13 protein-coding genes are annotated in these 16924 nt (G+C 46.8%); 7 read left to right on the top strand and 6 right to left on the bottom strand.

Features of this window, described 5'->3' with window-relative positions; all coding sequences use genetic code 11:
- Nucleotides 1-14 precede the first annotated feature (14 nt).
- The gene (locus tag QFZ51_RS26415; RefSeq protein ID WP_429050429.1) at nucleotides 15-3836 is read left to right on the top strand and encodes an ATP-binding protein; all 3822 of its coding nucleotides are present in this window, start codon (nucleotides 15-17) and stop codon (nucleotides 3834-3836) included.
- A 387-nt stretch (nucleotides 3837-4223) separates the two neighbouring features.
- Here QFZ51_RS26415 and plsX read toward each other — a convergent pair whose 3' ends face one another.
- From plsX to QFZ51_RS26400, 3 genes are read right to left on the bottom strand one after another with little or no spacing between them, the layout of a single operon-like run.
- Nucleotides 4224-5186 carry a phosphate acyltransferase PlsX gene (plsX, locus tag QFZ51_RS26410; protein WP_370907995.1) on the bottom strand — a complete coding sequence of 321 codons (963 nt, stop codon included), beginning with the start codon at nucleotides 5184-5186 and terminating at the stop codon, nucleotides 4224-4226.
- Nucleotides 5187-5238: 52 nt separating this feature from the next.
- The gene (rpmF, locus tag QFZ51_RS26405) at nucleotides 5239-5433 is read right to left on the bottom strand and encodes a 50S ribosomal protein L32 (RefSeq protein WP_079473289.1); all 195 of its coding nucleotides are present in this window, start codon (nucleotides 5431-5433) and stop codon (nucleotides 5239-5241) included.
- 12 nt (nucleotides 5434-5445) lie between these two features.
- Entirely contained in the window at nucleotides 5446-5988 is a 543-nt protein-coding gene (locus QFZ51_RS26400; RefSeq protein WP_370907994.1) for a YceD family protein, read from the bottom strand.
- 245 nt (nucleotides 5989-6233) lie between these two features.
- Between QFZ51_RS26400 and QFZ51_RS26395 the strand changes: the two genes are divergently transcribed.
- Entirely contained in the window at nucleotides 6234-8648 is a 2415-nt protein-coding gene (locus QFZ51_RS26395) for a PAS domain S-box protein (protein ID WP_429050428.1), read from the top strand.
- On the opposite strand, the gene QFZ51_RS26390 is transcribed toward QFZ51_RS26395, so the two are convergent.
- A complete protein-coding gene (locus QFZ51_RS26390) occupies nucleotides 8649-9527 on the bottom strand; it encodes a fructosamine kinase family protein (RefSeq protein WP_429050427.1) in 879 nt (292 codons plus the stop codon).
- Between the two features lie 15 nt (nucleotides 9528-9542).
- Here QFZ51_RS26390 and QFZ51_RS26385 point away from each other — a divergent pair, with 15 nt between their 5' ends.
- Nucleotides 9543-10625, top strand: coding sequence for a DUF3810 domain-containing protein (locus tag QFZ51_RS26385; RefSeq protein WP_429050426.1), 1083 nt, complete (start codon nucleotides 9543-9545; stop codon nucleotides 10623-10625).
- Nucleotides 10626-10631: 6 nt separating this feature from the next.
- Here the strand turns inward: QFZ51_RS26385 and QFZ51_RS26380 are convergent, their stop codons facing one another.
- Nucleotides 10632-11579 (bottom strand): arginase, encoded by a 948-nt coding sequence (locus QFZ51_RS26380; protein ID WP_079473296.1) that lies wholly within the window; start codon nucleotides 11577-11579, stop codon nucleotides 10632-10634.
- Nucleotides 11580-11816: 237 nt separating this feature from the next.
- On the opposite strand from QFZ51_RS26380, the gene QFZ51_RS26375 reads away from it, so the two are divergent.
- The 4 genes from QFZ51_RS26375 (at nucleotide 11817) to QFZ51_RS26360 (ending at nucleotide 16077) form a co-directional block, all read left to right on the top strand.
- Nucleotides 11817-12956, top strand: coding sequence for an acyl-CoA dehydrogenase (locus QFZ51_RS26375; protein WP_370907990.1), 1140 nt, complete (start codon nucleotides 11817-11819; stop codon nucleotides 12954-12956).
- A gap of 219 nt (nucleotides 12957-13175) precedes the next feature.
- Nucleotides 13176-13865 (top strand): YggS family pyridoxal phosphate-dependent enzyme, encoded by a 690-nt coding sequence (locus QFZ51_RS26370; RefSeq protein ID WP_429050425.1) that lies wholly within the window; start codon nucleotides 13176-13178, stop codon nucleotides 13863-13865.
- 4 nt (nucleotides 13866-13869) lie between these two features.
- Nucleotides 13870-15126: a TlpA disulfide reductase family protein gene (locus QFZ51_RS26365; RefSeq protein ID WP_429050424.1), complete on the top strand. Its 1257-nt coding sequence runs from the start codon at nucleotides 13870-13872 to the stop codon at nucleotides 15124-15126.
- 648 nt (nucleotides 15127-15774) lie between these two features.
- Complete coding sequence (locus tag QFZ51_RS26360) at nucleotides 15775-16077, top strand: YtxH domain-containing protein (protein ID WP_429050423.1); 303 nt, start codon at nucleotides 15775-15777, stop codon at nucleotides 16075-16077.
- A gap of 72 nt (nucleotides 16078-16149) precedes the next feature.
- On the opposite strand, the gene QFZ51_RS26355 is transcribed toward QFZ51_RS26360, so the two are convergent.
- Nucleotides 16150-16881 carry an SRPBCC family protein gene (locus tag QFZ51_RS26355; RefSeq protein ID WP_370907986.1) on the bottom strand — a complete coding sequence of 244 codons (732 nt, stop codon included), beginning with the start codon at nucleotides 16879-16881 and terminating at the stop codon, nucleotides 16150-16152.
- Between the last annotated feature and the right edge of the window lie 43 nt (nucleotides 16882-16924).

Raw genomic sequence — 16924 nt, 5'->3', positions numbered from 1 at the left:
TTAATACACCCGCATTGATCGATACTAAAGAAATACGGCTTTTTTTCCTGCGACATGGCTATCTCCTGATCATTGCAGCCTGGTTGTTTACCTTCGCTTTCCTGTTCAGTAACTACTGGTCGTACTACTCGTCCCCGCAAGGCGTGAAGCGCAGCATGGAAAAGAGTATCCACCAACGCGAAAAAACATTCGAAAAACTCGTTAAAGATACCGGCCTCACCGCCTCCCTCCTCCGGCGCAGCTACGACCAGAAAACACTGGACAAACTTACCGGCATGGAGTACTACCTCTTTGCCTACGATTCCAATAACACCGGCATCTGGCTTACGTTCTGGAATACCAGCCAGGTACAGCCGGAAGAACTGCAAACGTCACTGGAAAACGGCGAGCGGTTCATGAAGCTGAAAAATGGCTATTACGAAGTCATCACCCGGAGGGTGAAATCAGCCCCGGGCCACGCCCAATACCTGGTGGCAGCCATTCCCGTCCGCATGGAATATGCCATTAAGAACAACTACCTCGTCAATCACTTTTATGACAAGGAAGAACTGGGAGAGGAGTACAGCATCCTGCGGGAACAACCCGCCCTGGTGGTGCCGGAACATATTATCCTGCCGGTAAATAACGGGCAGGAACAAACGCTGTTCTTCCTCGATTACAACACCGGCATGCACGTACATCCCTCCAACAACCTGAGCATATTGCTGCGGGTGTTGGGCTGTATCTGCGTACTGATATTCCTCAACCTCTTTGCCACCCTGCTGGCAAAAAGCACCAACCCGCTGTATGGCTTCCTGTTCCTGTTCCTTATCGTGTTCGGTATGCGGGTGCTCAGCTACGTATACCCGTTTCCGTTTAACCTGAAGGAACTCAATATCTTCGATCCCAGGATCTATGCAAAAGATGAAATCTTTTACTCACTCGGCGATCTGCTGATCAACGTATTACTCACCTTCTGGATGGTCCTCTTCTTCCGGGAACACGTAAAAACCATCAACCCGCCGGTGCTCAAAAAAAGATGGGCGCAAAGCGTGGTGATCATCATCGCCAGCCTGATCCTCTATATCGTGGAGCAATTCCTGGCAGACCTCATCCAGAGCCTTGTAATAGATTCCAAGATCTCTTTCGATGTTACCAACCCCTTCAGTCTTACAGAATACAGTATCATCTACAGCATTATCGGCTTCATGGTACTGGGCTTTATATCTTTCAGCTTTTTGTTCTTCTCCCAGATCATCAACTACCTGCTGAATGAACTCACCAATTTCCAGTACCGCACCAAATACATTTGGCTGGCGGCTGTAGGGATCATCTGGCTGCTGTTCCGTATCCATAACCCCGAACTGCCGTTTTCGGTTACAATGGTGATCTGGCTGCTGATTTACATCGTGCTGCTCGATTTTCTCGCAGATCGCTTTGAAAGCAGTATGGCCACCGTACCCTTTCTCTTCTGGCTCTTCCTGCTCACCATCACCACCTCCGGCGCACTGGTACATTATAACAATCATAAGGAGCTGTATGCCCGTCAGAAGCTCGCAGAAGACCTGTCCAAGCAAAAGGACCCTTACCTGGAAATGCTGCTGAATGATATCGGTAAAAAGATAGAACATGATGAGGCCATCCAGTTTTTTTTCCAGGACCGCAGCAGCAGGATCCACCGTAAGTCGGCGTTCGACACCCTGCTCCTGCCCAAATACTTCCAGGGCTACCTGAGCCGCTTCCGGGTGAACATTTATGCATATGACGAAAACGGCGCCTCCCTGTTTTCTTCGGATACCGTTAGCTTGTTAACTTTTAACCGGCAGATATTTACCGAATCGGAAGCCTCTCCTGCACTGGTGCCCGGCAACGACCTGTATTATTATGAACGCAGCTTCAACGACTACAGCTATATCGCAAAAAAAGAGTTTCACAACGCCAACGGGGAAGTTACCGGCTGGCTGGTATACACCCTGGCGCCAAAGCCGGTAAGCAGCGAACGGCTTTATCCGGAACTGCTGGTGGAAGGGGATATGAGCGATCCGGGCCGCGAATACGCAGGCGCTTATTCATTTGCCGTATACGATAAAGGCATTCTCGTAAGCAATAACAATGACTTCCCGTTCCCGGTCCGTTTATATGCGCATGAACTGCCAGCCGCAGATGTTACCGTAAAATCCATCAAAGGTTATTCAGAACTGATCTACCGCGCTACCCCCGAAAAAGTAGTGATAGTGGTAAAGGAAAACAGGATGTTCGTGGAATTCATCACCCTGTTCGCCTACATGTTCTGCCTGTTCCTGCTCATCATCGCCGTATATAAAGCATTCGACCTGCTCATCAAAGCAAGAATGCGGATCAGCAACCTCCGGGCACTGATCAATATCAGCATCCGCAAAAAAGTACATGGCACCATCATCTTTGTTGTTATTTTCTCCTTCCTGATATTGGGTATCACCACCATCAAATTCTTTATCTACCGCTCGGAAATGCAGAACCGGGAAAGGCTCAGCAAAACCATGAGGGAGGTATCGAAAGATGTGGAAAAGGTATTGGAAAACCAACGCGACCTGGACCAGGTAGGGGATATGTATGATTCAGAACTGATGAAAAAGCTGTCGGCCTCCCTCTCGGATATTGCCAATGAAAGGGCCCTGGATATTAATATCTACGACCGTGATGGCAACCTGCAGCAAACCACGCAGCCGATGATGACCGATAAAGGTTTAATCTCCACGAAGATAGATCCGCAGGCCTTCTACAGCTTATACCGGTTGGAACAGATCCAGTTTATCCATACAGAATACATTGGGGTGATGCCGTTCCTGTCGGGTTACATGCCGTTGCGCAATCATGATACACATGAAGTGATCGCTTACCTGAACGTTCCTTATTTCGCCACACAAACGGAATTGAACCAGCAGATCTCGAACTTCCTCGTGGCCCTCATCAATTTCAACGCTTTCATTTTCCTCATTGCGGGAATGGTGGCGTTGCTGATCACCAATTCCATCACCCGCTCGTTCTCGCTGGTAACAGAAAAGCTCCGGCACGTAAACCTGGGTCAGCGCAACGATGAAATAGAATGGGATAAAGATGATGAGATCGGCGCGCTGGTAAAAGAATACAATAAAATGGTGCGCAAGCTGGAAGTAAGTGCGGTACGCCTGGCTAAAAGCGAAAGGGAAGGGGCCTGGCGTGAAATGGCGCGGCAGGTAGCCCATGAAATCAAGAACCCGCTCACGCCCATGAAGCTGAGCATTCAATACCTGCAACGCGCTATCGCCGGCGATTCTCCCAATGTAAAGGAGTTGTCGCGCAAAGTAGCCGGCACACTGGTGGAACAGATTGAACACCTGTCTAATATTGCGTCCGACTTCTCTGCCTTTGCCCGCATCGGTGAACCCAACAACGAAGAATTCCTGCTCAATGAAGTATTGTATTCCCTCACCTCCTTGTACCAGGGGCATGAAGATTGTGAAGTTACCTACATACAACCCGCACACGATTTTTATGTATTTGCAGATAAAACCCAGATGAACAGGCTGTTCACCAACCTGTTGCTGAATGCCATCCAGGCCATCCCCGACGACCGTAAAGGACAGATCGTGGTACGGCTGCAAATGACGTCCGACAATCACGTGATCGTGAGCGTATCCGACAATGGCGAAGGCATTTCCACAGAGATTCAATCCCGCATTTTCGTTCCCAACTTCACCACCAAGTCGTCCGGCACCGGCCTCGGACTGGCCATGTGTAAAAACATCGCTGAACAGGCAAGAGGGGAGATCTGGTTCGAAACGAAGCTGAACGAAGGCACTACGTTCTACGTAAAGCTGCCACTGCAAGGGCGCTAATGCAGCGGGTTTTGTCTTTCTCGCTGATTACGCTGATTATACTGATTTTACTTTTGGATTTTATAAATGATTTTAAAAGATCGGGGAGATATAGGCGGATCTATTCGCTCATCTCTCCCCGGATATTTAAATCAGTTATAAAATCAAAAAAAATCCAAAAATCCAAAAAGTAAAATCAGTATAATCAGCGTAATCAGCGAGAAAGACAAAACCCGCTTCTATCCACAAACTCAAAGTAAAATCAAAACATAATCAAATCAGTGCAATCAGTATAATCAGCGTAATCCTGCTCCAAGACAATTTACATCGCCGAAGGCGATCGGCGATCCCCGCAAAAAAAAAGACGCCCTGGAATACCAGAGCGTCTTCAAAATAATTTCTTGCTGTTTACTGCTGTTGTGCGTCGTCTTTCGCTACAAAGCTTTCTTTAATTTTTTCCAGCAGTTTACTTTCGATCATTTGCTGCGACAGTTGTATCATGTTTTTAAAGGCAGTTTCCTGGGAAATACCATGACCAATAATTACTGGTTTGGAAACGCCTAAAACGGGAGTACCGCCATATGATTCAGAGTCAAATTTCTTCATGTAGTCATCCTGGATATTACGTCTCAGCGCAATTTCATGGAATGATTCGGCCATCTTAAGTACGATGTTTCCGGTAAAGCCTTCGCATACAATTACATCTGCTTTTTCGGAGAGGATATCCCTTCCTTCAATGTTGCCGACGAAATTAATTTGTTTGCTTTCTTTTAACAGCGGGTAAGTTGCCTGCGCAAGCAGGTTGCCTTTGCCTTCTTCTTCGCCGATATTCAGTAAACCAACTTTAGGATTGGGTACCTGAAGAATATGTTTGGAATATAGGGATCCGAGAAGGGCAAATTGTGCCAGGTTTTCAGGTTTGCAGTCGGCGTTGATACCTACGTCAAGCAAGAGGCCGTACGTGCCGTTTTCACGGGGTACCAGAGTAGATATAGTAGGACGTTGCACTCCCTCTATGGCTTTAATGGAATAATAGGTGCCCACCATCATGGCGCCGGTATTACCTGCGCTGATGAAAGCATCTATTTTTTCATTCTTCAATAAATGAAAACCGATAGAGATGGAGGATTGTGGCTTCTCTTTCAGCGCCTTGGTAGGGTGTTCATCCATCCCGATTACCTGGGATGAATGAACAACTGAATATTTTGATTGGTCCAGCTGTGCGGCTGCAATTAAAGGAGCTAACTGTTGTTCGTCTCCAATTAAAACCAGATGCACCTCAGATGCAACAGTGTCTAAATATAATTTTACTCCTTTTACTGCTTCTGTGGGAGCGAAATCGCCACCCATCATATCAAGCCCGATTCTCATGTAACTCAAGGTTTGTTCTTGTTAGCTCGGGTAAAAATAGTAAAATAATTTATTATTTAGCTGCGCTCTGTTTTTCCAACACTACTTTTCCTCTGTAGTACAGTTTGTTTTCCACCCAATGAGCACGGTGTCTCAGGTGCACTTCACCGGTTGCGCTGTCTGTGCTTAATGTATCCGCTACCGCCTTATAATGCGTTCTTCTCTTTGCTGATCTTTGCTGAGAATGTCTGCGTTTAGGATTTGGCATTTTATTTAATTTTTAATTGTCCTTAAATTTATCCAATCCTTTCCAGATTGGGTTATCGTTTTCTTTTGCCTGCTGGTTCATTTGCTCCAGCATTTCAATCACTTTCGGATTACACCCGCTTTTGCCGTCCGCATTGTCGGGATGTATACGTTGCATTGGAATGCTCAGATGGATGAACTCGTATATAAATTCTGCCACGTTCAAATGGCTCTCTGTCTTCAGTATATACGATACATCCGGATCTTCTTCTCCACTTGCCAGCTCTTCCGGATTCTCCACCAGCTTTACTATCTGGTTAAAATCATCCCATAGCTGCATCTCAAAGGGCTCTCCACACCGGTCGCAGGTAACGGTTACCTTACCACCTATCGCAAATTTCAGTAAGAAGAAGTTACTCTTCTTGTCTAAAGTGAGATTTACACTCACCTCACAATCACTGAAATCCCTCGGCTCCTCGAAATTATCAAAGAAACGCTCCCCGATAGCATAGTGAAATGAATGTTCCCCTGGGTTTAATCCAACAAAGGCTATATCAAATTCGCGGAGTGGTTTCATATCAATATCCTCACTTTTAGAGGGATGCAAAGGTAATTAAATATTTGCAATTGCAAAAATTTCATAAATTTGTTCACCAACGATATCTTATTTATATATATATTTATATCATAAAATATCAGCCATATTGATGTTGTGGCATCCAGGCGTGAGGCGCAAAGGTACGTAATTAGCTTTTATCTTATACCTGATTTTCACAATTCAACGAATTTATTGAAAACCCGTATCCCCATTCCATCAAAACGATGAAGGCCACAGGAAAATACAGTAAGAAAATAACTGGTAGTACCGGCGTGCCATTAAATGGCGCACCGGACCTCTTTTCCCTGCCCATAACCGCCTGGCTCAACAGCACAAACGCCGGCCTGCTCGTGACCAACGAAAAGCACCGCTGCATATGGGTAAATGACATATTCAGCCGGTATATGGATGGAAATATCCCCCTGAACTGCTCATACCCTGAACTGATCCGCTACCTCAAACCAATGGTGGCCGATTATGTGCCGCTTGAAGCCAAAATGAAATCCCTCCGCCGGGAAAAAAAGCCCTGGTTCGGCTGGGAAGTGCCCTTCCGCAACGGCCACATCTGGGAAATTAACTACCTCCCCGTATTTAACGGCGAAATTTTCAGTGGCAGCATCTGGCAGGCCATCGATATCACCCGCCGCCACAATGTCCAGGAAGAAATAAAACGCAATGAGGAAAAATTCAGGGTCATCCTCAATAATCTCAACGCCGCTATGTGCGAAACCGACGTAAAAGGCAATATCACCCGCGTATACGAAAGCTTTTGCCGCCTCTCCGGCTATAACGAACAGGAACTCATCGGCAGGAACATCACCGACGTTTTTGTACCGGAAAACAACCGCGCCTTCGCCCGCGCCCTCCGCAAAAAACGCCTCGATGAAAATGTACCCCTCGTATACGACATGGAAATAAAGCTGAAAGATGGCTCCAATCGCTGGATTCTCGCCAGTTCCACCAATATTTACGACCGCCACGGCAACATCACCGGCGGAGCAGGCATCCACATGGATATCACGGATCAGAAAAAACTGCAGCAGGAACTGGAAACAGCCCGCCGCCAGGCAGAAGAAGCCCAGCGCGCCCAGAAAGATTTTCTCGCCAGCATGAGCCACGAAATCCGCACACCGCTCAATGCCATCATCGGCATGGCACACCTGCTGGAAGAAACCCACCTGGACCCGCAACAACAGGAATACGTCAATATCCTCAAAAATTCCTCCGGCATACTGCTGGGCATTGTCAGCGATATTCTTGATATTTCACGCATAGAAGCCCGCGAAATACAGGTTAACCAACGCGAATTCAACCTCCGTGAACTGATCCAGTCATTACGCAACACTTTTGAACTCAAACTGGGACGACGCCCGGTTAAAATAACCGCCGAACTGGACGCGGCGCTCGATACCTGGCTTATTGGCGACGATGTACTACTGAACCAAATACTAATCAATTTGTTAGGTAATGCAGAGAAGTTCACCAACGAAGGTATCATCGCCATTACCGCTACCCAGGAAAGCTGGCAGGAGAATAAACTCTGGATACGCTTCCGGGTATCCGATACCGGCATCGGCATCAAAAAGGATAAACTGGAACTCATCTTCCGGAACTACAAACAGGCAGAAGGCGATATCCGCGAGAAATACGGCGGCACAGGCCTGGGACTCGCCATCGTTAAACAACTGGTTGAAATTCAGGGCGGTACCATCACCGTGGAAGAACTCCCCGGCTTTAATACCTGCTTTAGCTTCAATATCCCCTTCCTGGATAGCCGCCGGCCACTCACGGCAAATGCCGGTAAACTGAGCAGGAAATTATTGCAACGCTCATTTGAAGACGCAAGGGTACTGGTAGTGGAAGATAACCAGATGAACCTGCGCTATATCATGAGCCTGCTGGAAAAATATAAGATCAACTACCAGCTCGCCACCAATGGCCCGGACGCTACCTGGTTCCTCGAATCAAGGCAATACGACCTTATCCTCATGGATATCCGTATCCCCGGCATGAATGGCATGGAACTGGCACAAAAAATAAGAGGAGATGAGGAACAACCGAATGTGGCCACGCCGGTAATCGCCACCACCGCCGTAGCAATGGAAAGTACCGCCATCATGGCAAGGGCCGCCGGAATAACAGATATACTCACCAAACCTTATACACCGGATCAGCTATTACAGATTTTTAATAAATATCTCAACGAAGACGAAACAGAACTAATAATGGAAGAAGTGCAGAATTTAAGCGGATTTGAGTTTAACAACGATTTGGACGTCAAATATCTCACAGATCTCTATGAGAGCAATATTTCCTATGCCGCAGACCTCTTTGAAATTTTTATCAGAACCATCCGGGATGAAATCTCCAAACTGCAGGTAATGGTGGACAACCACGAATGGGAAGCCATGAAATTCCAGGTACATAAACTAAAACCGAATTTCGCCATGGTAGGCCTCACCTGGATCAGCGCCAAAATGCAGGAACTGGAAAATTACCTGCGCATCAACCAGGAACTGCACAGCACAGAAATCTGCCGGCTTTTTGATGAAATACGGGAAGATGTAAACCGCTACTATCCGCTCGTGGAAGAAGAATATGGCAAAATGCGCGATTTTATCGATTCCCCCGGCGAATAATCAATACGATTGCAACACCTCTTTCATGCTGTTGTAATAACTGCCGCCAAATAAGATGAAATGTACCATCAACGGGTATAACTGGCAAATGCCTATCCGCTGCTGCCACCCCGGCTGCAATGGATAAGCGGCCTGGTACGCATAATAAAACCGCGTGTCAAAACCACCGAAAAGCCGCGCCATCGCCAGGTCTATTTCCCTGTGACCATAATACACCGCCGGATCAAAAACACTGGCCCGCCCGTTACTCCCCACCATAAAATTACCGGACCACAAATCACCATGCAGCAACGCCGGCGCTTCTGCCGGGAATATCTGCGGCAACCGCCGGCACAACCGCTCTACCTGCTGCACCAGCTGCCGGTCTACCAGCTGCTGGTCATAAGCCATCCGGATCAGCGGCAATAAACGGTTGAACGCATAAAACACCGGCCAGCTGCTGTACGGCGTATTATACTGTTTCAAACTTCCTACATAGTTGGTACCCGCATACCCGTAATGAGGCTGCGTTACATGATGCTGCTTCGCCAGCGAAACAGCAAAGTCGTCCCAGAAATCAGCTACAGCCTGCCCCTTCGTCAAAAACTCCTGCAACAGGTAAGCCCGTCCGTTCACACTCCCGTAACCCAGCGGCCTGGGCGTATGCAATGCTTTGGCAGCCTGCAACTCCAGCAGCCCCGCATACTCCTGCTTAAACATATCCGGGTACTTCCCCGCATCGTTCATCTTAATAAAAAAATACCCCTCGTTAGTGCCTATACGAAAAGATTCGTTAATATCGCCACCATGCACGCTTTTTGCATCATTAATATGTATTTTTACTTTCAAATGTTCGGAAAGTGCTGCGCTTAACTGTTTTTGTAGAATTTCATCTATCATGTTCCGCCACATTATATGGAGACAAAAGTCCGGATTAAAAAGAAAATCGTCCGTATTGTACTAACACTTACGGCTATACTATTGTTAAAAGGATTATTCGCCTGGAGTAACCGCTTCAGCGATTTCTACTTCCATAGGTGGTACGATTGGAGTAGTTTGGCGTTCAGACAAGTAACAGGTATAGTTCCATTCAGTATTGGCGATGTAATATATACTGCCTGGATTATCGGAGGAATACTCTATTTGTTAAAACTATGTTATAAACTCATCCGCGCACGCTGGGAAGCCCTGGGTTTTCAACTGCTCCGCGGTGTTCAGTTCCTGCTGAGTGTGTATCTCGCCTTCCTCGTGCTATGGGGTTTTAACTACGAACGCAACTCACTCACCCGCGATACACACCTTGTTACCGGCACTTATAATACGCAACAGCTTTATCAATTATCGGATACATTACTGCAACTCGTCAACCTGGAAAAAACCAATACCGGCGATACCACCGGCACTATGAAAACAGATACCACCGGCAAACCTGTTTTTGAAAGAGCCGTCGCCGCTTACGACGCAGCCGCCAAAACCTGGCCAGCCCTGCGTTATAAAGCACCCAGCATAAAACCGGCTATGTTCGGGCACTGGCTTAATTACCCCGGTGTTACCGGCTACCTTAACCCGTTTACCAACGAAGCACAGGTCAATACCACCGTTCCGGATGTATTGCTGCCATTTGTTTCCTGTCATGAAATTGCACACCAGATTGGTTATGCACCGGAAGAAGAAGCGAACTTTGTAGGTTACCTGGCGGCAACCAGCATTCCGGATAGCCATTTCCGTTATGCCGCCAATTTTGATATGTTCCTTTATAGCGTCCGTCAGCTCGCCCTCCGCGATACCACCCTCGCCCGCAACATCTGGAAAAGGGCGCTTCCCGGCGTAAAAGCCGACTATAAAGCGATCATCGATTTTTATGAACCCTATACGGGAAAAGTAGATGCGTATTCCTCCCTGCTGTACGATCGCTACCTCAAAGCTAATAAGCAAGAGAAAGGGATCCGCAGCTACAGCGAAGTCACCGGCTGGCTTATCGCCTACTTTAAATTATAACAAACATCAGTTCATCATCAGCACATTCACGCTGCGCTGTAAAATATTAAAGGCAATTTCTGCCATCAGGTTTTCACGGTCAAGTGTAGGGTTTACTTCAGTGATCTCAAAACAACAGATCTTACGGTGCTGCATGAACTTGGCAATCAGATCCTCCGCTTCCCGCTCCCTCAGTCCATTACTTACCGGCGTGCCGGTGCCCTTGGAAATGGAAGCATCCAGACTGTCCACATCAAAAGAAACATAGATGTACTCACAATCACTCAGGTAACGGAACACGGAACGGGAAATATTTTCCGGCCCTTTCCGGCGTACTTCACTGGTAGTGATCACCTTCATACCATATTGCTTGATCAGGTAATCTTCTTCTTTCTCATAATCCCGCAGGGAAATAAATACAATATCTTCCGGAAGTACCTTCGGCGCTATTTTGCCAATGTTTTTTAAGGCATTCCACATTTTGGCAGTATTCTCATCCAGGTCATGCACCTTGCAATCCATATTATCTTCCGCAATAGCCGTAGCCAGCGGCATACCATGCATATTACCGGAAGGGGTGGTATAAGGCGTATGCAGATCAGCATGCGCATCTATCCAGATCACGCCCAGCTTGGCTTTGGGATGTGCCATCTTCAGGCCTGCAATCGTTGCGCCGGCAGTACTGTGGTCGCCGGAAAGCAATACCGGGAACCAGTTGGCTTTCACCGTTTCACATACACTCTTGCTGATACGCTCGTACATGTTAAAAGTACCTTTGATCCTTTTGGCATAGGGCGATTCAATAGGTTCAAACAATAGCTTATTTTCCGTTTCAATGGCCTCGGTGGGAAAGTGTACAAAAAAGTTGCTCATAAAGTCCAGCGCAGCGATCTTAATAGCATCCACACCCAAACTGGCGCCACGCGTACCTGCTCCTATTTCCGATTTTACTTCTATTATTTTAATATTCTTCATAAAAATAGCATTACAGGCAAGCTACAGGATTTTATGTGAACGCCCAAAGCAGCAGAACGTGTAATGGTGAAAAACTTGTATATAATATCTGAATCAAATCCAATACAGTAGCGTTATTGTAGCGATTTGTTCAATATTTCGCCTGTTCTGGTTGACAACGTTGAATTTTAATCGGGCTATTTTTTTAGCTGATGATTTATAAATAATTTGAGTGGATTACCACATAAAATTAAAACCATGGACTTTCAATTGACGGAAGAGCATCTGATGATACAAAAGGCAGCGCGCGACTTTGCTGTCGCGGAATTACTGCCGGGTGTGATAGAAAGGGATGAACACCAGAAGTTCCCTGCTGAACAGATCAAAAAACTGGGGGAACTCGGCTTCCTGGGAATGATGGTGAGCCCGAAATATGGTGGGGCAGGACTGGACGCAATCTCATATGTACTGGCAATGGAAGAAATTTCTAAGATAGATGCCTCTGCCTCCGTGGTGATGAGTGTGAATAACTCCCTTGTTTGCTGGGGTCTCGAAGCTTTTGGTACAGAAGAACAAAAACAGAAATACCTGGTACCCCTGGCTTCCGGGCAGATAATAGGCGCATTTATGCTGAGTGAGCCTGAAGCCGGTTCTGATGCTACCTCCCAGCGTACCATCGCAGAAGATAAAGGAGATCATTACCTGCTCAACGGTACCAAAAACTGGATCACCAACGGTAACTCGGCCAGCGTATACCTGGTAATGGCGCAAACCCATCCTGAAAAAGGAAGTAAAGGTATCAACGCCCTCATCGTGGAAAAAGAAATGCCCGGTATCACTATCGGCGCCAAAGAAAATAAACTCGGCATCCGCGGTAGCGATACCCACAGCGTGATGTTCCAGGACGTAAAAGTGCCAAAGGAAAACAGGATAGGAGAGGACGGCTTCGGGTTTAAATTTGCCATGAAAACCCTCGCCGGCGGTCGTATCGGCATCGCCTCCCAGGCGCTCGGCATCGCCAGCGGCGCATATGAACTGGCCCTGAAATATTCCAAAGAAAGAAAAGCATTCGGTAAAGAAATATCCCAGCACCAGGCCATCCAGTTTAAGCTGGCAGACATGGCCACCCGCATAGAAGGCGCCCGCCTGTTATGCCTCAAAGCCGCCTGGGATAAAGACCAGGACCAGGACTATACCCTTAGCAGCTCTATGGCCAAAGTTTTTGCCTCTGAAACCGCCATGTGGGTAACCACCGAAGCCGTACAGGTTCACGGCGGTTACGGCTACGTGAAGGAATACCACGTAGAACGCCTCATGCGCGACGCCAAGATCACCCAGATCTATGAAGGCACCTCAGAAGTACAACGCATCGTTATCAGCCGGAGCATCTTAGCGTAGATTTTCGCGGAGGTTGTCTTTCTCAGGATTACGCTGATTTTACTGATTTTACTTTTTGGATTTTTTGGATTTTAAAAAGATCAGGGAGATATAAGCGGATATATTCGCTCATATCTCCCTAATATTTTAATCAGTTATAAAATCCAAAAAATCCAAAAAGTAAAATCAGTAAAATCAGCGTAATCCTGAGAAAGACAAAATTCGCACTATCTTTGCGCGATGGCAATCAATTTAGCAGCATACCACGAAGTACTCGACCGGCTCCATCCTCATCACGCCCGGCTGGTAGCCGTTTCCAAAACGAAGCCAGTGGAAGATATCGCTGCGTTTTATGCAGCAGGACAAAGGATCTTCGGCGAAAATTACGTACAGGAACTAACAGAAAAACAAACACTTTTACCGGCAGATATAGAATGGCATTTTATTGGTCACCTGCAATCCAATAAAGTGAAATTCATTGCGCCATTTGTGCATACGATTCATGCAGTGGATAGTCTTAAACTATTGCAGGAAATCAATAAACAGGCCGCTAAACATCAGCGTATCATACATTGCCTGTTACAGGTTCACATTGCAGCAGAAGAAACGAAATTTGGTATGGATACGCAGGAATTACAGCAACTGCTGCAAACATACCAGGCCAGTCCATCCGCTTTTTCACAGGTACGCATTGCCGGCATGATGGGCATGGCTACCAATACTTCCAATGAAACACAGATCCGGGAAGAGTTCCACCAGCTCCGCGAGTTATTCGGATCCGTTAAAACCACTTACTTTAACAACGAAGCGTCCTTTAAAGAATTGTCCATTGGCATGAGCGCCGACTATCACCTCGCCCTGCAGGAAGGGAGTACCCTGGTGCGTATTGGCAGCCTGCTCTTTGGCGAAAGGAACTATTCACAAACGTAGTCTTATGAAAAAATTAAGCATCTTCCTGGCAGGTATAAGCCTGGCTTTCACCGCCTGCAATACCGGTCAATCTACTAAAAACCCCGCCAATGGTGTGTGGCAGGCAAAACTGCACCGCACCGACGGGGCAGACATCGTTTTCAACTTTGAAGTAAAAGATACTACCGCTGGTAAAAAGGTGCTGTACGTGCTGAATGCGACAGATAAATTACTGGTAGATGAAGTGTCTGTAACCGGCGACTCCCTGCTGATTAAAATGCCCTTCTTCGACTCGGAATTTAAAGCGAAGCTCACCTCCGACAGCGCAGCAGAAGGACTTTGGATCAGGCACCTCGCCGATAAGGACGTAAGCATTCCTTTCTCTGCCGTCGCAGGCAAAGCAGAACGCTTCGCCGTAAATACACCGGCCACCGCCAATGTATCCGGCCGCTGGGTAACACAGTTCGTATCTGCAAAAGATAAGGACAAAGCCCCTTCCACCGCCATCGGTGAGTTTAAACAATCCGGTAACACCGTGCATGGCACGTTCCTCACCACCACCGGCGACTACCGCTTCCTGGACGGCGTGGTGGATGGCGATACCCTGCGCCTTTCTACCTTCGACGGCTCCCACGCCTACCTGTTTACCGCCCGCGTGGGGAAAGACAGCATCACAAACGGCCGCTTCTTCGCTGGTATCGGCGACGGGCTCGAGTACTGGTCTGCCGTGAAAAATGATACCGCCAAACTCCCCGACGAAAGAACCATCGCCACCATGAAACCTGGTCAGCAACAACTGGATTTCACCTTCCCCGATCTCAACGGCAACAAGGTGAGTATCAAAGACGACCGCTTCAAAAATAAAGTGGTGATCATCACCCTGATGGGTTCCTGGTGCCCTAATTGTATGGACGAAACCGGCTTCCTCAGCAAATGGTATGAGAAAAACAAAGACCGCGGCGTGGAAGTGATCGGGTTGGCCTACGAACGCACCACCGACTTCGAAAAGTCGAAACATGCGCTGGAAGGCTTCCTGAAACGTTTTGATGTGCACTACCCGGTACTGATCACCGGCGTAACGCCCGCTGATCCTGAGAAAGGAGAGAAAACGCTCCCGCAGCTCACCGGCATCAAAGGCTTCCCCACCACTATCTTTATCGATAAAAAAGGGAACGTGCAGGAGGTTCATACCGGCTTTTCCGGCCCCGGAACACGTGAGCATTATGAACAATTCCAGGCCGACTTTAACCGCCTGGTTTCCAATATGCTGGATGCAAAGTAGACCGGATCAAGTCCACCTCACCACCGCATCAAGTCCACATCAATTCAACCTCAAAGGCGTGGATGAAGCGTGTTTAAAGCGTAGTCAAAGTATAATGGAGGTATTCTTAAGGTATACGCAAGGGTTATTTTCCCGTTAACATTCCGTTTTCATACCTGGTGCTTTTCAGATATTCAGGCTAAAAAGGTATTATACCGAAGATATAAGACTATTGTATAATATTGTGCTGGAACACACAAATCCTCTCTGGTATTTACTTTCCGGGGAGGATTTACTTTTTAATAAAATTTATTATTTCATTTCTTTCAAAAAGGTTTGAAAAATACCAGAATGTAATTATTTTACTGCTCCGTTTGACTTTTATAAATTCCATTATCTAATACGCTTATCTTATCCACCTGCCGGGACAATGTCAACTCTGATGTTGTCCTGGATAGCGTTCCCTTCGAATTTTCACGATATTGATACTGGTACATTTACTCTCTCTTAGCAGGTGGTTTTTCTTCCCTTTATTTTACACAATAACATTTCTTTAAGATCGGATCTTCGCTCATTACTTTTACTGGCCTGATATTTGAAAATTTCTGGTTACCGTGTGAATGAACCATGCACACAAATCATTTGTTAAACCATAAAAATCCAGAAATTATGTCTACAACGAAATTTCTTGCAGGTGCTATAGCCGGCCTAACTACCGGTTTAGTAATTGGATTATTAACAGCCCCTGATAGCGGCGATAAAACCCGCAAAAAAATCAAAACAACAGCAGATGATTGGCGCCATAAGATCAATGGCCTGGTAGGAAAAGGCGGAGAAGATCTGTCGGATCTGAAAGAAGTATTCGAACACGAAATAAGCGGCCTGCAGGACGACGCCCGTCAAAGAGTGCTGAAACTGATTAATAAAAGCCAGGGCGTTTACAACAGGTTCAGAAGAGAAGCATTGTCGTAATGATAGTTCACATAAAAAAAGCGGAGATAACAAACAGATGGTTCATTATCTCCGCTTTTTTATTGGGTAAAACTACTTCAGTATCTCGCCGGTTTCCATATAATTTTTGAAACGTTTGATATCTTTTACCAGCATATTTTCAAACGCCGGATTCAGCAACCAGGCCAGCCCGGAGCCTACATATCCGGCCGGTGGCCGGTAGGTGATCATCACATCAATTTCGGTTCCCCCGTTAAAGGTTTCCCGGAAGGTAACCCTGCCCGCAGTAGCAATAGAGGACCCCGGCAAAGATCTCCAGCCAATCAGTTCTCCCGGTACCTCTTTCACAATTTCAGCATCCCACTCCAGCGTACCAATGCCACCAGGCCCCTTTACCACCCAATGCGAGTGGAATGGATCCGTTTCTTCTACCGACTGCAAATGCTTCATAAACACCGGAAGATTGTTCAGCTGCCGCCAGAAATAATACACCTCCTCCTTCGGATTATCAATAGAGATGGTAGTCCTGATATTTACAGACGCAGTATGCTTATCCGGTTTCCGTTTACCCAGAAATCCATTTACCAGGTCATTACCGCTGATACCTCTGTATAACAGGTAACCGGCTCCCAGGAGTTTTAAAAGACTGGATACAGGCGATTTATCTACTTTACTGATGGCGCTGCCGAGCAGCCATGCACCGGAAAAAATAGAGACAATCCGGCCTTCGGGTGTAACATTGATGATATTGGAGCTATCATATATGGACCCTGCTTTTGGTTGTTGTGGATCTTGAAAACTAAGTTGTTGTGTTAAGGAACTCATATATACAGTTTGGGGAACTTACAGCTAAAACCCTGCACTTTTG

The organism is Chitinophaga sp. W3I9 (assembly GCF_050434025.1).
Classification (GTDB): Bacteria; Bacteroidota; Bacteroidia; order Chitinophagales; family Chitinophagaceae; genus Chitinophaga.
The sequence above is the reverse complement of the archived record's forward strand: the minus strand, read 5'-3'. Positions and strand labels throughout refer to the sequence as shown.

Coding starts and splice junctions, on each gene's coding strand:
- plsX (WP_370907995.1), bottom strand. CDS start 5,186: ATGAGAATCGGGCTTGATATGATGGGTGGCGATTTCGCTCCCACAGAA.
- rpmF (WP_079473289.1), bottom strand. CDS start 5,433: ATGCCAAATCCTAAACGCAGACATTCTCAGCAAAGATCAGCAAAGAGA.
- QFZ51_RS26400 (WP_370907994.1), bottom strand. CDS start 5,988: ATGAAACCACTCCGCGAATTTGATATAGCCTTTGTTGGATTAAACCCA.
- QFZ51_RS26395 (WP_429050428.1), top strand. CDS start 6,234: ATGAAGGCCACAGGAAAATACAGTAAGAAAATAACTGGTAGTACCGGC.
- QFZ51_RS26390 (WP_429050427.1), bottom strand. CDS start 9,527: ATGATAGATGAAATTCTACAAAAACAGTTAAGCGCAGCACTTTCCGAA.
- QFZ51_RS26385 (WP_429050426.1), top strand. CDS start 9,543: ATGGAGACAAAAGTCCGGATTAAAAAGAAAATCGTCCGTATTGTACTA.
- QFZ51_RS26380 (WP_079473296.1), bottom strand. CDS start 11,579: ATGAAGAATATTAAAATAATAGAAGTAAAATCGGAAATAGGAGCAGGT.
- QFZ51_RS26375 (WP_370907990.1), top strand. CDS start 11,817: ATGGACTTTCAATTGACGGAAGAGCATCTGATGATACAAAAGGCAGCG.
- QFZ51_RS26370 (WP_429050425.1), top strand. CDS start 13,176: ATGGCAATCAATTTAGCAGCATACCACGAAGTACTCGACCGGCTCCAT.
- QFZ51_RS26365 (WP_429050424.1), top strand. CDS start 13,870: ATGAAAAAATTAAGCATCTTCCTGGCAGGTATAAGCCTGGCTTTCACC.
- QFZ51_RS26360 (WP_429050423.1), top strand. CDS start 15,775: ATGTCTACAACGAAATTTCTTGCAGGTGCTATAGCCGGCCTAACTACC.
- QFZ51_RS26355 (WP_370907986.1), bottom strand. CDS start 16,881: ATGAGTTCCTTAACACAACAACTTAGTTTTCAAGATCCACAACAACCA.